13 protein-coding genes, 1 pseudogene and 1 riboswitch are annotated in these 14,563 nt (G+C 47.5%); of the genes and pseudogenes, 5 read left to right on the plus strand and 9 right to left on the minus strand.

Features of this window, described 5'->3' with window-relative positions; genetic code table 11:
• Positions 1-37: 37 nt before the first annotated feature.
• The 4 genes and pseudogenes from ptsG to KNO75_RS06460 all read right to left on the minus strand — a co-directional run.
• A pseudogene (gene ptsG / locus KNO75_RS06445) lies at positions 38-1,537 on the minus strand (glucose-specific PTS transporter subunit IIBC); the annotation flags it as partial.
• 222 nt (positions 1,538-1,759) lie between these two features.
• Positions 1,760-2,605, minus strand: a complete 846-nt coding sequence (glcT, locus tag KNO75_RS06450) for a glucose PTS transporter transcription antiterminator GlcT (RefSeq protein WP_214746281.1) — start codon at positions 2,603-2,605, stop codon at positions 1,760-1,762.
• A 104-nt stretch (positions 2,606-2,709) separates the two neighbouring features.
• On the minus strand, positions 2,710-3,027 hold the full coding sequence (locus KNO75_RS06455; RefSeq protein WP_012726819.1) for a YuiB family protein: 318 nt from the start codon (positions 3,025-3,027) through the stop codon (positions 2,710-2,712).
• Positions 3,028-3,154: 127 nt separating this feature from the next.
• The gene (locus KNO75_RS06460) at positions 3,155-4,366 is read right to left on the minus strand and encodes an NAD(P)/FAD-dependent oxidoreductase (RefSeq protein WP_214820519.1); all 1,212 of its coding nucleotides are present in this window, start codon (positions 4,364-4,366) and stop codon (positions 3,155-3,157) included.
• Positions 4,367-4,629: 263 nt separating this feature from the next.
• Here KNO75_RS06460 and KNO75_RS06465 point away from each other — a divergent pair, with 263 nt between their 5' ends.
• On the plus strand, positions 4,630-5,607 hold the full coding sequence (locus KNO75_RS06465) for an NAD(P)/FAD-dependent oxidoreductase (protein ID WP_074033516.1): 978 nt from the start codon (positions 4,630-4,632) through the stop codon (positions 5,605-5,607).
• Positions 5,608-5,646: 39 nt separating this feature from the next.
• Here the strand turns inward: KNO75_RS06465 and KNO75_RS06470 are convergent, their stop codons facing one another.
• Positions 5,647-6,501 (minus strand): NAD-dependent epimerase/dehydratase family protein, encoded by an 855-nt coding sequence (locus KNO75_RS06470; protein ID WP_214820521.1) that lies wholly within the window; start codon positions 6,499-6,501, stop codon positions 5,647-5,649.
• Positions 6,502-6,613: 112 nt separating this feature from the next.
• A complete protein-coding gene (locus KNO75_RS06475; RefSeq protein ID WP_074033519.1) occupies positions 6,614-6,970 on the minus strand; it encodes a HesB/IscA family protein in 357 nt (118 codons plus the stop codon).
• Between the two features lie 98 nt (positions 6,971-7,068).
• Positions 7,069-7,211: riboswitch (FMN riboswitch) on the plus strand.
• A 163-nt stretch (positions 7,212-7,374) separates the two neighbouring features.
• Here KNO75_RS06475 and KNO75_RS06480 point away from each other — a divergent pair.
• Positions 7,375-7,962 carry an ECF transporter S component gene (locus tag KNO75_RS06480; RefSeq protein ID WP_214693438.1) on the plus strand — a complete coding sequence of 196 codons (588 nt, stop codon included), beginning with the start codon at positions 7,375-7,377 and terminating at the stop codon, positions 7,960-7,962.
• 70 nt (positions 7,963-8,032) lie between these two features.
• Positions 8,033-8,605 carry a nucleotidyltransferase family protein gene (locus KNO75_RS06485; protein WP_214820523.1) on the plus strand — a complete coding sequence of 191 codons (573 nt, stop codon included), beginning with the start codon at positions 8,033-8,035 and terminating at the stop codon, positions 8,603-8,605.
• A gap of 41 nt (positions 8,606-8,646) precedes the next feature.
• Here KNO75_RS06485 and KNO75_RS06490 read toward each other — a convergent pair whose 3' ends face one another.
• Positions 8,647-9,858: a NupC/NupG family nucleoside CNT transporter gene (locus KNO75_RS06490; RefSeq protein ID WP_214820525.1), complete on the minus strand. Its 1,212-nt coding sequence runs from the start codon at positions 9,856-9,858 to the stop codon at positions 8,647-8,649.
• A gap of 202 nt (positions 9,859-10,060) precedes the next feature.
• Positions 10,061-10,297: a YuzB family protein gene (locus tag KNO75_RS06495; protein ID WP_074033523.1), complete on the minus strand. Its 237-nt coding sequence runs from the start codon at positions 10,295-10,297 to the stop codon at positions 10,061-10,063.
• A 98-nt stretch (positions 10,298-10,395) separates the two neighbouring features.
• Here KNO75_RS06495 and KNO75_RS06500 point away from each other — a divergent pair, with 98 nt between their 5' ends.
• Both KNO75_RS06500 and KNO75_RS06505 read left to right on the plus strand, forming a co-directional pair.
• A complete protein-coding gene (locus KNO75_RS06500) occupies positions 10,396-11,451 on the plus strand; it encodes an NAD(P)/FAD-dependent oxidoreductase (protein ID WP_214820532.1) in 1,056 nt (351 codons plus the stop codon).
• A 242-nt stretch (positions 11,452-11,693) separates the two neighbouring features.
• Entirely contained in the window at positions 11,694-13,124 is a 1,431-nt protein-coding gene (locus KNO75_RS06505) for a S8 family serine peptidase (protein ID WP_214820534.1), read from the plus strand.
• 91 nt (positions 13,125-13,215) lie between these two features.
• On the opposite strand, the gene KNO75_RS06510 is transcribed toward KNO75_RS06505, so the two are convergent.
• Positions 13,216-14,502, minus strand: coding sequence for a globin-coupled sensor protein (locus KNO75_RS06510; protein ID WP_214820536.1), 1,287 nt, complete (start codon positions 14,500-14,502; stop codon positions 13,216-13,218).
• Positions 14,503-14,563: the final 61 nt, after the last annotated feature.

Raw genomic sequence — 14,563 nt, forward strand, 5'->3', positions numbered from 1 at the left:
TAAATGATGATTAGTTTGCTTTCTTTTCGTTACCTGAAGCGATAACCGCTTGAATTTCTGATTTCAATGCATCCGAACGTGGTCCGAAGATTGCTTGAATGTTGTTACCAACTTCAAGGACACCAGATGCGCCAAGGCGTTTCAACTCATCTTTGTTGACTTGGTTCTTATCTTTTACTTCGACACGAAGACGTGTGATACATGCATCGAGGTGCTTGATGTTTTGTGAGCCACCAAGACCAACGAGGATATCTTGTGCAAGTTCCGAACCAGTAGCTGTTGATTGTTCAACAACCTCATCTTCACGACCTGGTGTTTTAAGGTTGAACTTACGGATAACGAAGCGGAATCCGAAGTAGTAAACAACCGCGAACACGAGACCAACTGGAATGACGAGCCACCAAGCCGTACGACCTGGAAGAACACCGAAGAGCAAGAAGTCGATCAAACCACCTGAGAACGTCATCCCGATCTTAACGTTCAAGAGGTGCATCGTCATGAACGAAAGACCTGCGAACACTGCGTGTACTGCGAAGAGAAGTGGTGCTACGAACAAGAATGAGAACTCGATTGGTTCTGTGATACCAGTCAAGAACGATGTAAGGGCAGCAGAAGCCAAGAGACCACCGACAACCGCTTTACGCTCAGGACGTGCTTCATGGTACATTGCGAGTGCTGCTGCAGGAAGACCGAACATCATGAACGGGAATTTACCAGTCATGAACGTACCTGCTGTCAATTCAGCACCGTCACGAATTTGTGCGAAGAAGATCGCTTGGTCACCACGAACGACGTTACCCGCTGCATCCGTGTATGAACCGAATTCAAACCAGAACGGTGAGTAGAAGATGTGGTGAAGACCGAATGGAATCAATGAACGTTCGATCAAACCGAAGACAAACGCTGCGAATGTACGGTTTTCTTCCAACATGATTTTTGAGAATGCGTTCAAACCATCTTGTACTGGTGGCCAGATCAAAAGCATGACGAAACCAGCAACGACTGCTGCAACTGCTGTTACGATTGGAACGAAACGTTTACCAGCGAAGAAACCAAGGAACTGTGGCAATTCAATATTGAAGTACTTGTTATAGGCCCATGCGGCGATGAGACCCATGATGATCCCTCCGAATACCCCTGTTTGGAGTGTTGGGATACCGAGTACGTTCGCGTATGCTGGGTCACCTTGAGCTAACACTTCAGGTGTGAGTTCGAGCCAAACACCCATCACTTTGTTCATGATCAAGAATCCGACGATTGCTGCAAGTCCGGCAACTCCGTCACCTGCTAAACCGATGGCGACACCGACTGCGAACAAGAGCGCCAAGTTCGAGAAGATGATTCCACCCGCTTGCTCCATCAATTGAGCGAATTTCACGATACCGTCGTTTGTTAACCAATCGGCGCGTGATGTAAGTTGTGGGTTTTGCATTGCGTTACCGAATGCAAGAAGAAGACCGGCTGCCGGCAAGATCGCAACAGGAAGCATAAGTGCTTTACCGACTTTTTGAAGAACACCAAAGATCTGCTTAAACATCAACATTTCCTCCTTTTTTTTAAGTACGTATAAACAATATGATAGCGGTGTAGATGTCAGACAACCGACGTATCTAAACGTTTTCATAAATCACGTTTATAAAAACAGAAAAGGCATGAATAAGGATAGAACGTAGACCTCTCCCAACGGAGACATCACATAACGTTCCACTCCTTACTCATGCCTGATCGAATCAGTAACACGTAAGACACGTGGTATCATTTATCTACTTGTTAGGCGCTGGAGATGCATCGTCAAATATGTCGCTTCACCTCGTGGGACGGGACGCTTTAACTCGCGTTCCATGATGCCCATCAGCTCCCAAGCAGTACTATAGCATAGCGGATATTCGTCGCGCAACACCTTTTCAATTTTTTGTGGTGCCTCGACCATCTCACCCGTCGCAACCCGCTCAACGGCGTACCTTAAGTGCCGAAGTAAGCGCTTATAATCGAGTGAAGTTCGGTCCAATTTTACGTTCAAACGACTCTCAATCGTCTGGACGATTTGGCCGATGATTTGGTTATGACGATTCACTTCCAGGACATTTTTGAACGTCGTCGCTGAGTGAATATGGAGGGCAATGAATCCAGTCTCCGCATCTGGAAGAAGTACGTTCAAGCGTTCATGGAACATATCGACGATTCGTTCCGCGAGCGCAAACTCGTTTGGATAAAGAGATTCCGTCTCAAGTAAAAACGGATTCGTCACTTCCATCCCTTGCTCGATTCGTTTCATCGTGAAGAACAAATGGTCGGTCAAGCCGATATGAATGTGCTCATCGACTTTTTTACCCGTACTCGTCTCGATGAAGCCGACGATCTCTTGCATGAACGCAATAAAATCCTCATCGACATGTTTGACGAGCTCTTGATACTGCGACTGTTCTTCTTTATCTGTCAGTTGATACACTTTCTCCGGGACGCTGGCCGGGTCGACGAGGTCGCCTGGTTTTTTGCCAAAGCCAATTCCCTTCCCGAGTAGAATGACTTCCGGATCCGTATCATGTTGACAAATGACAACGCTATTATTCAACACTTTTTTGATCGTATACATCGGTAATGTCATTCGCATCGCATCCCTTACTAAAAATCGTTTCGCTATCTAGTATATCGGTTCATGCCCTAAAAAAGTAGGGACAAAACAAAAAAGGCGAACATTTCTGTCGCCATTTAAAACATTGAATAACCGCTCTTCCGTAAGAAACGAATCGTCACGCCAGCCAAGATTGCTCCGAGCAACCCGAAACCGAGCATGAACAAATCGAGAAGTTGCAATCCGACGAGACCTTCATAGATCCCCGTGAGTGCAGTTGACGTCTCGGTCACGTAACTCGAAAGTTTGACATTATCAATCATCATGATGACAAAAATCGGATAAATGAACACGAGTGTCCATGTCTTTTTAAGTAACATATTCAAGATGAAGCCGATACTGAAAAAAATCGTCATATATAAAACGGCCCCAATGACTGCTTGGATAATATGCATGTGATGCCCCCCTTGTCCGCTCTCCATTATACAAAATTTCAACCGACGTGGTCAAAGAACTTCCTATGACAATTTCGAAAGAAAACAGCTCGTTCTGAATCAGAACGAGCCGTACGTTAATCGAAAATTAGAACTTCCCTTTTTTGAGGACGAGTCCGTATTTTTTCAATTCGATGAAGTGTTTGTTGTCGATGACTTTCTTCATGAATGAAGCGTTGCGACCGAAGATTTTTTTACCCATGACGATTCCGATTCCATCGTTATGACCGAGCGAAGCGACTGTTCCTTTGCTCTCGTAAGTGAACTTCGAAGTCGATTTGCCATTGATGAGCGCAGCAATGTTTTTCGCAACGTTGTGCGCTTGTTGTGTTGCGATTTGTGCCGTTGGTGGGTATGGACGGTTCGAAGCAGGATCCATGACTGCCGAGCAGTCACCGATGATGAAGACGTTGTCGTGACCTGGTGCGCGGTTATCTGCTTCCACCATGACACGGTTACGAACCGCTTCAAATCCTGATTTTTCGATGATCGGGCTACCACTTACGCCACCTGTCCAGATGATCGTGTGGGCGTGGATCGTTTCCGTCGTGTCACCTTGAAGTGGACCGAATGTCACAACACCCGGCTCAACACCTTTGATTCCGTTACCGAGTTTCATCTCGACACCGTTACGCTCCAACCATTTCTGTGCGTACGTTGTGAGTTCTGGGTCGAAACCTGGAAGAACCGTTGGCGCTGCTTCAATGTTGACGATGCGAACAGCTTCGCGTGGAACGTCATATTGTTTGCAAAGCTCTGGGATTCGGTTGACGATTTCACCGAGGAATTCGATTCCCGTGAATCCAGCACCACCGACAACAATCGTTACGAACGAGCTGTCAGAAGAACCGTTTGTTTTATATTGAGCGAATGAGTACTCGATGTGCTCTTTAATTTTACGAACACTGTTCAATGAGCTAATTGTCATGGCATTTTCTTTCAAGCCTGGGATACCGAATGTTTCCGGTACACCGCCGAGACCGATGACAACGTAGTCGTATTCGACGACAGAACCATCTTCAAGCGTGACTTGTTTCGCAGCAGTATCGACGCGATCGACGATCCCTTTGACAAGTTTCACACGTGACGGGTTCACAATGTCGTTAATGTAAATGCGTGCTTGGTCTGGGTTCATCGTTCCAGCAGCTGGTTCGTGAAGCCAAGTTGTTTGGTAGTGATAATCATGCTTGTTGATGAGCGTGATGTTCGCGTCACCTGCAGCGAGTGTCTTTTGAAGGTTGACGGCTGTGATGAGTCCGCCAAAGCCCGCGCCAAGAATAACAATGTTAGGTCGTTTCATGTTCATTTCCACCTTGTTTAAAGTTTTGTTTTTTCGAACAACTATGTTGTGTGTTTCTTCACATAGATGTTCACAATAAAGCCTATTCTTGTTCAACATCTGTTCACAATTGCTTCTGTTTCATTGTACGCTCTTTAATTTGAATTCTCAATGGAAAAGCTTATCTTCTTGAATTTTTTTTGAAAGTGTTGCATGTTTGTACTGAATGGATTTAATTCAATAAACTCTCTATAATAAATGTATACGCTTTGAGGAGGAATTCGATGAAGACGACGAAAGATGTAATCATCATCGGTGGAGGTCCGGTTGGATTGTTCACCGCATTTTACGCAGGCATGCGCCAACTCGATACGACGTTGATTGAAAGTTTACCGCAACTCGGCGGTCAATTGTCAACGCTCTATCCTGAAAAATATATTTATGATATCGCTGGCTTCCCGAAAGTGAAAGCACAGGATTTGATTGATCAATTAAAAGCACAGGCTGATCAATTCGAGCAAGACTACCGCCTCGGAGAAACGGTGGAAACGGTGGAACGTCTCGAGGACGGCACGTTCGTTTTAACGACGAATAAAGAAGAGTACCATACGAAAGCGGTCATTATCACTGCCGGAAACGGTGCCTTCTCGGCTCGTCCACTTGGTCTTGACGGTTGCGAAGATTACGCAAACCTTCATTACTTTGTCGATAACATGGAGAAATTCCGTGATCGCCGCGTCATGATTGCCGGTGGTGGTGACTCTGCTGTCGACTGGGCACTCATGCTCGAAGGGATCGCGAAAGAAGTACACATCGTCCACCGCCGTGACCGTTTCCGTGCTCACGAACATACGGTCGAACAAATGAAAGCATCGACGATTAATGTCCTTACGCCATACAACATCGAGTCACTCTCAGGTGAGACACATATCGAATCTGTTGAATTGACAGATAAGGACGGCGAGTCGAAAATCGTTGAGATTGATGATTTGATTTGTAACTACGGATTCGTGTCATCTCTTGGTCCAATCAAGAACTGGGGAATGGAATTTGAGAAGAACACAATCCGTGTCGACTCACGTATGGAAACGACAGTTGCAGGGATCTTCGCTTGTGGTGATATCGCCACATACGAAGGAAAAGTGAAGCTGATCGCGACAGGTTTTGGTGAAGCACCAATTGCCATCAATCAAGTGAAGCAACTTGTGGACCCGACTGCACGTCATCCGCAACATTCGACATCTGTATTTGCCGGGAAATAATGATCAATCCTCTGTGGACCGTGTCCACAGAGGATTTTTTCATTTCCGCATCGTCTGAATGATGACCCGGTCAATCCAGTCATCGAGTTGCGTGAACACGAAGCCCGCCTTTTTCGCTTCAGCGATCGACATGTAATAGTCGACATCCGAATCATATGGGGACGACTCCCCATCTTTTATGATATGGACAGGTTTTCCGACATGTTGCCCGATTCGCTCCATTAAAGCACCCATGGAGATGAGACCATCACTCGCTGCGTTGAAAGGTCCAGTCACGTTCGCACGTCCCACCCATTCTAAAAATGCTGCTGCTTCCGCGCTCGAGATGAAGCCCATCTTCGCTTCTGGATGATGCAACACAATCGGTTCCTCGTTGCGAATGGCGTCCACATAAAATTTGAGTCGATCTGTATAATCATCTGGTCCGAGGACAATTGGTAAGCGTACGGTCGCAACTGGGAATGAAGCCCGGTGGAAGAAGAACGACTCTGCCTCTCGCTTTCCTTGTCCGTAGTCATGCTCGGCTTCTAGATGATATTCATAATGGAGCGGATTAAAGTCACTCTCCTTTAAATCAGGTCCCGGCGCGTATACCGACATTGTAGACGTCAGGACATACTTTCCGACCTTATCCATGAACGCATCCGAAGCGATTTTTGCCTGATACGGGGTAAAACAAATATTGTCGTAGACAAGGTCGAACCGTTCGCGTGCCAAGTCTTTCATCGTCGCGACCGATTGCCGGTCTCCTTTAATGGACCGTATTCCTTCGGCTTCTGGAACTTGCAATTGCCCCCTCGTCACAATTGTCACATCATCCCCCGCCTCCGCGAGTCGCAAGGCAAGTCGTTTCCCGAAATAGCGCGATCCTCCAAAAATCAATACTTTCCTCATCACCCTAGCCCCCTTCAATACGATTCTCTTCCCTACATTCCCTTTCCCCGACGTTCCGTAACTGGTCGAATCGCACAAAAAAAAGACTATGGCGCTCCATAGTCTAAAATAATTAACATTCTCCTGGTGTACCGGCGTTCGTTGCCGTACGGAAACTTGAACCGCAGCCACACGTGGCGATGGCATTCGGGTTTTTAATCGTGAATCCTCCACCGAGCATCGATTGCTTGTAGTCAATCTCGAGCCCATCGACGACCCCGTGATCGACTTCCGCAACGATGACACGGACGCCGTGATGGTCGAATTGAATATCTTTATCCGTCTTTTCCTCATCAAAGCCCATTCCATATGAAAGTCCTGTACATCCGCCACCTTGGACCTTCACTCGCAAATATTGTGCATCCGGGCGTTCGGTCTGTTTCATCATCTCTTGTACTTGAAGTGCTGCTGATTCTGTCAAATGAATCATCTGAACTCCTCCTCATTTTATCTTCAATTCAAGTCAATTGACTTGTAGTTTTGTGCATTATCTTGTATAACTAAACTGTAACAAAAAAAATTAAATCGTTCCATCTTCGGGGCAGGGTGAAATTCCCGACCGGCGGTATTGAAGAATTTATTCTTCTCAGCCCGTGAGCGAGCAAGGCGTTGCTTGCTGATTTCGTGAGATTCGAAAGCCGACAGTACAGTCTGGATGGGAGAAGATGGCGGCATCCGACCGATATCCGGATGTTTTCTTTGACGTGGACATTTCCACCTCGGAAAACATCTATTTCGTATGCGCGTAAACTCTCCCGATTGTCTTCATTGCAATCGGGTTTTTATATGCGACGGATGCCATTCATCGAGGAGCGACCTAAAGGAGAGATTCTGATGAAAACTACGCGCAACAAACGATTGACAACTATGGTGACTTTGGCGATGCTCGGGACGATTTCGTTCGTACTCATGCTATTCAACTTCCCGCTCCCATTTTTACCGCCATTCCTCAAAGTGGATTTCAGTGACATTCCTGCACTCATTGCTGGGATCGTCTTTTCTCCACTCGCAGGTGTCGTGGTCGTCGGATTGAAAAACGTCTTGTACTATGTCTTTAACGGTGGCGGTGTCCCGGTCGGAGAAGTCGCAAACTTCTTCGCAGGTGTCGCATTCATGTACCCGGTCGCATGGTTCTACCACAAACGGAAGACGAACAAAGCACTCGCTTCTGGACTACTCGCCGGTACAATCACGATGGCACTCAGCCTCGCCATTTTAAACTATCTCGTCATCTTGCCAGCCTATGCCTTCTTCTTCGGAATGGCAGACATGGCCGACCCGGCCGTGAAGACGGACCTCGTCCTTTACGGGATCTTACCGTTCAACTTGATTAAAGCGATCTTGATCAGCGCACTCTTCGTTCCACTCTTCTTGAAATTGAAGCCGTGGATCGAACGTCAGCGCGTACAACTTCAAGCATAATCGATATACGAGCATCTAGGCGTTGCCTAGGTGCTTTTTTCAATCCGATGGATCAGGAGGAGTTTGATTGATGAAACATGAAGAGGATTTGATTGATTTCTTACAACAAGATGCAGAACTTATGAACCTTCTTCGCACCGTTTCTACCCTTCATCTGCCCGACTGGTGGATTTGCGCGGGCTATATTCGCGCAAAAATATGGGACCATCTTCATGGATACGATGCACCGACCCAAACGGACGACGTCGATGTGATTTATTTCGATCTTACTCAGTCAGAAGAATCCATCGAAAAAGAATTAGAACAGGTGTTGAATCAACTCGACCCGAACGTACCTTGGTCTGTAAAAAACCAAGCGAGGATGCATCATGTGAACCATTTGCCACCATATACATCATCAATTGATGCCCTAGCGCACTTCCCCGAGACGGTGACCGCAATCGGGGTACGTCTCAATGTAGACGGTGAGCTCATTCTCTCAGCACCCTATGGCGTTCAAGACCTTCTCACACTACAAGCTAGACCTACACCGTATTTTGAAACAAGCACCTCAAAACATCCAATCTACTTGAAACGAATGGCTCAAAAAAATTGGCCAGCTCAATGGCCGAACGTCAAATTGTATACATCATCCCTACACTAAAAAAACGCGACCACCGAAGTGATCGCGTTTTCTTATACTAATTAGAGAAGAAGTCCAGCCAATGTAGCTGACATCAAGTTTGCAAGCGTACCTGCGAGAATTGCGAGGACACCCATACGTGCGATGTCACCACGACGGTTTGGTGCCATACCACCAAGACCACCGAGAAGGATCGCGAGTGATGAAATGTTTGCGAAACCACAAAGTGCGAATGCGATCATTGCTTCTGTACGAGCTGACAAATCACCAGTACCGATGATTGGTGCAAACTCAGAGAATGCAACGAATTCGTTCAAGACTAATTTTTGACCGAGGAAGCTACCAAATTGTACTGCATCTGCCCACGGTACACCGATGACGAATGCAAGTGGCGCGAACACGTAACCAAGGATTAATTCGAGTGACAAGCTATCAAATCCGAAGAGTCCGCCGACTGAACCGAGGATCAAGTTGACGAGCGCAATCAACGAAACGAACGCGAGAAGCATTGCACCGACGTTCAAAGCAAGGAAGAGACCGTCAGAAGCACCACGTGCCGCTGCATCGACGAAGTTCGCCGCTCTGTCTTCTTCTTCCTCTACAATCTCGATGTCATCATCGTATTCTTCTGTTTCTGGAACGATGATTTTCGCGAACAAGAGACCAGCTGGCGCTGCCATGAAGCTCGCTGCGAGCAAGTACTCGAGCGGTACACCGAGTGCTGCGTATCCAGCAAGTACAGAACCGGCAACTGATGCGAGACCACCGACCATAACTGCGAAGAGCTCAGACTGTGTCATCGTAGGAAGGTAAGGCTTGATGACAAGCGGTGCTTCCGTTTGACCGACGAAAATGTTTGCTGTTGCTGAAAGTGACTCTTTACGTGACGTTCCTAACGCTTTCGCGAGTGCCGTACCAAGGATACGGATGACCCACTGCATGACGCCAAGGTAGTAGAGTAACGCGATTAATGATGACATGAAAACGATAATCGGAAGGACTTGGAATGCGAAGACGAAGTTATCGCCGCCGACCGCTGTTCCGAATACGAACGCGATCCCGTCACCCGCCGTGTTCAAGATTGCTTGAACCCCGCTCGAGATCCATTCAAGTGCTGCACGTCCCCAAGATGTGTACAGAACAAGAAAAGCAAACGCGAATTGAACAGCGAACGCTGCCAAGACCGTGCGCCATTTGATGGCTTTACGGTTGGTAGAGAAGATGTAAGCGATTGCAATTAGTGCCAAAATACCAACCACACTCATGATTTTCATTGATGTTGTGCTCCTTTCATATTAAACAAAGCTATTATATGTGTCATACCCGAAAAGAGATGTGCCCTACCGTTTGAAACGCTTTCTTTTTCTCGTTGTTAAACGTCAGACAACCTACATTCGAACCTCTTAGAATATAACATCCCTCTTTTTAAAATGCAACGGGTGAAATAAAAAAGTTTGAGGTCATCCCTCAAACTTTTCACCATGCCATCTCTTCAATTTTTTCATACACCTTCGTCACCAACTCATCCGGTGTTTCACCGGTCACAACTTCCCCGTCGACGAGGCAAAAGAGGTCGAGGGAACAGACGCCACAGTAGCCTGTACAGCCGTATTCGACTACATCGAGATCAGGGTCAGACTCTAATTTCGCTCGGGCCACTTGTGAGCCCATCGCTAAATTCGAGGCGCAAAATTCGATGATCGGATTCATCATATATGTCACCGTCTTTCTTTACGTGAATTATCGGAAAATGGTTCTTCTACGGCAGATTATAACATGATACAGTTGAAGAGTAACAAAGGGGGATTATTATGCGCAAATTAGTCGTCTTAGGGGGCGGTTACGGGGGTATGCGTGTCATCGAAAGAGTTCTTGGACATCAGTTGAAGGACGTATCGGTCACGCTCGTCGATCGCTTACCTTATCATGGATTAAAAACAGAGTATTATGCGCTCGCTGCAGGAACGGTCTCGGACCGCGATATTCGCATCGATTTTCCGGAAGAAATTGACTACATATACGGACAAGTCACGGATATCGATACGGAAGACAAGATGGTTCTTCTCGCGAGTGGAGAAAAAGTACCTTATGATGACCTTGTCATCGGATTAGGCTGTGAAGACAAGTATCACAACGTCCAGGGGGCAGCAGAGTTCACGTACAGTATTCAAACACTTGAAGAATCACGAAAAACACAGCAAGCGATCAACGGGTTACGGCCCGGATCGGTCGTCTCGGTCGTTGGAGCCGGATTATCCGGCGTCGAACTCGCAAGCGAACTACGCGAGAGTCGTCCTGATTTGACAGTTCGCTTGTTTGACCGTGGACCTTCCGTATTATCATTCTTGTCCAATCGTGTCTCCATGTATGTGCAATCTTGGTTCGAAGAGCACGGAGTCGAAGTCATCAACAACGCCAATATTACACGCGTCGATGCCGATGGCTTATGGAACCATGAAGATTTGTTCCTTTCCGACTTGACCGTATGGACAGCCGGAATTCAACCAGTCGCTGTTGTACGCAATCAAGGATGGGAGCTTGATGGAGGCGGACGTGTCAAATTGACGGAGCACCATTTCGTCCCTGGCCTACCAGACGTATTCGTCGTCGGAGACAATGCGAGCTTGCCATACGCACCGTCCGGACAGCTCGCCGAAGCTCAGGCAGAACAAATCGTTCAAGTGCTCCTCTGTAAATGGAAAGGACTTGCCTATCCAGAGTTACCAGACATCAAATTGAAAGGGACGCTCGGCTCCCTCGGGAAGAAAGCAGGCTTCGGGGTGTTCATGGGGAAACAATCACTCACCGGCAAAGTCGCTCGCTTGTTGAAGTCCGGTATTCTTTGGAAACATAAAGTCATCAAGTAAACAATTGCGAATGGACCTGACGGGTCGATTCGCTTTTTTTATGCATCGCATCATCGATTTTCTTTTACCGTTGCGTCCTCTTGAGTCAAAAGTCTTGTATCTGAATCCCCTGTATCCCTATCTAAATATTCAGATTTTTAATGCCATCGACATATTCTATCCATTGGAAATACTTGTTACTCTATGAACACGGCAGCCCGACATCCTGTCATCTTGCCAACTACCCTAAAGGAGGAAACAAGTTGAAGAAAATCTGTAGCACCGTCCTTGCATCATTGCTCGTCTTATCAACCGTCCCCGGAGGCGCAGAAGCCGCCCCGAACAAGGAGAAAGAACGCGTCCTCGTCGTCTTCAAAGAATCGGCAAAGAAAATCCCGCTCTCGATTGAAGGCATGGAAGTTAAACAACAGTATTCGAATATTCCTGCAGCAGCACTCGAAGTTCCGAAAGCTGCCTTGAACGGACTGAAGAATAACCCGCATGTCGCACACGTGGAAGTCGATCAAACGGTACATATCGAGAACCAAAGCCAGGATTGGGGAATCCCTAAACTTCAAGCTCCTTCCGCTTGGCAAAGTGGGTTTACTGGGAAAGGTGTCAAAGTATCCGTCGTCGACACGGGTATCTCCGCTCATCCTGACTTAACGATTGCTGGTGGTGCCTCGTTTAGTACGGTCACGAGTTCTTACGCCGATGATAACGGTCACGGCACGCACGTCGCCGGGATTATCGGAGCCCGCAATAACAGCATCGGTACGGTCGGAATCGCTCATGAGGCAAGCATCTATGCCGTCAAAGCACTTGAGGCGAACGGTAGTGGTAGTCTATCAAGCATCATCGCCGGCATTGACTGGTCGATCACAAATGACATGGACATCATCAACTTGAGTCTTGGGACGACAAGCCCTTCGACGACACTCCAACAAGTCGTGGATCGTGCGAATAACGCAGGCATCCTCGTCGTTGCGGCAGCCGGAAACAACGGACGTACCGATGGGTCGGGCGATCTCGTCAACTATCCAGCGCGTTACAGTTCGGCAATCGCCGTCGCTGCGACGGATATCAACAACAACCGTGCCTCGTTCTCAGCGACAGGTGGCACAGTCGAAGTCGCAGCACCTGGTGTCAGCATCAATTCAACCCTCTCAAATGGCGGCTACGGTCAAATGAGCGGGACATCGATGGCGACGCCTTACGTTGCAGGTAACCTTGCGCTCATGAAGCAAGCCTTCCCAACGTTATCGAGCACGCAACTCCGTACGAAATTATCGCAAGATTCGATTGACCTCGGTACGGCAGGTCGTGACTCTTGGTTCGGAAATGGACTCGTCCAAGCCCCTACTTCTGGTGGTACGACACAACCGGTACAAGCACTCACGACGACAGTATCGACTTCGAAGTCATACTACTACGCGGGTGAAGTCGTCTCGATTTCTTCAACAGTTCGTAATTCGAATGGCCAAGCGGTCGCAAACGCTGATGTCCGTGTGACGGTCACACAACCGAACGGGGCGACGCTCGTCGGTACAGGCAAGACGAATGCTTCAGGTGCCATCACGTTCACACTCTCTACGAACTCTTGGTCACAGCGTGGAACGTATCAAGTGAAGTCTGACGCGACGCTTACAGGTTACACGGCTGGTTCAGCAACGTCATCGTTCCAACTTCTCTAAACAAAAAAAGTCGAGCGCTTCGCTCGACTACACTGATTGACGAATCACGTCGCTTCATACGACCTGGTTCGTCTTTTTGTAGTGTGAACATCTACAATCGTTGCGCCGTATCCATCAACTGTGTCGAAGATGTCGCAATTTGTGTCGTCGCCCGCTTGAGTTCGGCAATCGACTCGACAATCTCATCGATGTCCCCGGCAAGGCTCCCCATCTGTCCGTCGGCATGCTCCGAGTCACCAGAGATCTGGAGGAAGGCATCCGTCACTTGATTGATTCGTCCCATCGTCTGCTTCATCTCTTGCTCGGTTGAAAGCACTCGACTCGATGTCTCTTCCATTTGATTCGTCAGGCGCTTCACCAAATCCTCAACTTCTTCCGCTGCTTGCTTAGACTGACTCGCAAGCGTCCGGACCTCGGAAGCGACGACTTGGAACCCTTTCCCTTGCTCTCCAGCACGTGCTGCTTCGATGGCCGCGTTCAAACTGAGCAAGTTCGTCTGATTGGCAATCTGCTTCACCGAATCCGCAATCGTCATGATCTCGTTCATCAACTTTTCGAGCGCTTTGATTTCTTGGGCAGAATCCGAAAGGTCTCGTGTGATTTCATCGAGGCGGCCTGTCTCGGACAAGATGGCGTCTTTCCCGCTCACCGATGAATGAAGCACCGTCCTTAACTTCGTCTGAGTCAATGAACTCGAATGTTTCATATCATCTGCTCTCTCGTTCATCGACTGGAAACTGGCCATGACCTCTTGGGAGAGTGCCGCCAAATCTTCGCTCGCCTGTTGGATCGTTTGACCAATCTCATCTTTCACAAGTTGCATTTGGTCACGAACGACTTCAGCCTCATCATCAAACATCTCGAGCACGATCTGTTGCTCGAAATTAAAGATTTTCGAAACGGCCATCATCAACTTCATTTTTGATTCGGCGTCGAGCTGCTCATCTTGAATCGATAAGACGAGTGTCTCAAATATTTTTTGGAAGGCAGCCATGTACCACTTTCCTTTTAAGCCGATTAAATAATGACGTTTGGCAATCACGAGGCGTCTGTTAATATACGCTTCATTCAATTTTCCTTCAAACATCTCCATGATGTGGTTCGAGAGGGTCAGTTTCAATTTGTCCGAAGACGAGTGTTGCCGAATCAAGTCTTTCATCTCATCAATCTTTTCGAGCTCCTCATAAAACACATCAACTAAACGGGGTGTCAACTGACGTAGTTCATGTTGATAGGCACGCAAATACGCGAGATCTTCACGTTCGAGGCGAATCAACTGACGTTGTCTTTCTAAATCCTCCGGTAACGCGATCAACAAGTGCTCCATTTGGGACGAAGTGTCTAAATGGATCGGCATGTTTCGTTTTCGGGCAAACATTGAACAGTCCTCCTTCAATGAATGTTTTCGTTAAATTTTCAAAATATTATAAAAATTATGC

This window comes from Exiguobacterium sp. s35, assembly GCF_018617535.1.
In the GTDB taxonomy this organism is placed as follows: Bacteria; Bacillota; Bacilli; order Exiguobacteriales; family Exiguobacteriaceae; genus Exiguobacterium; species Exiguobacterium aestuarii.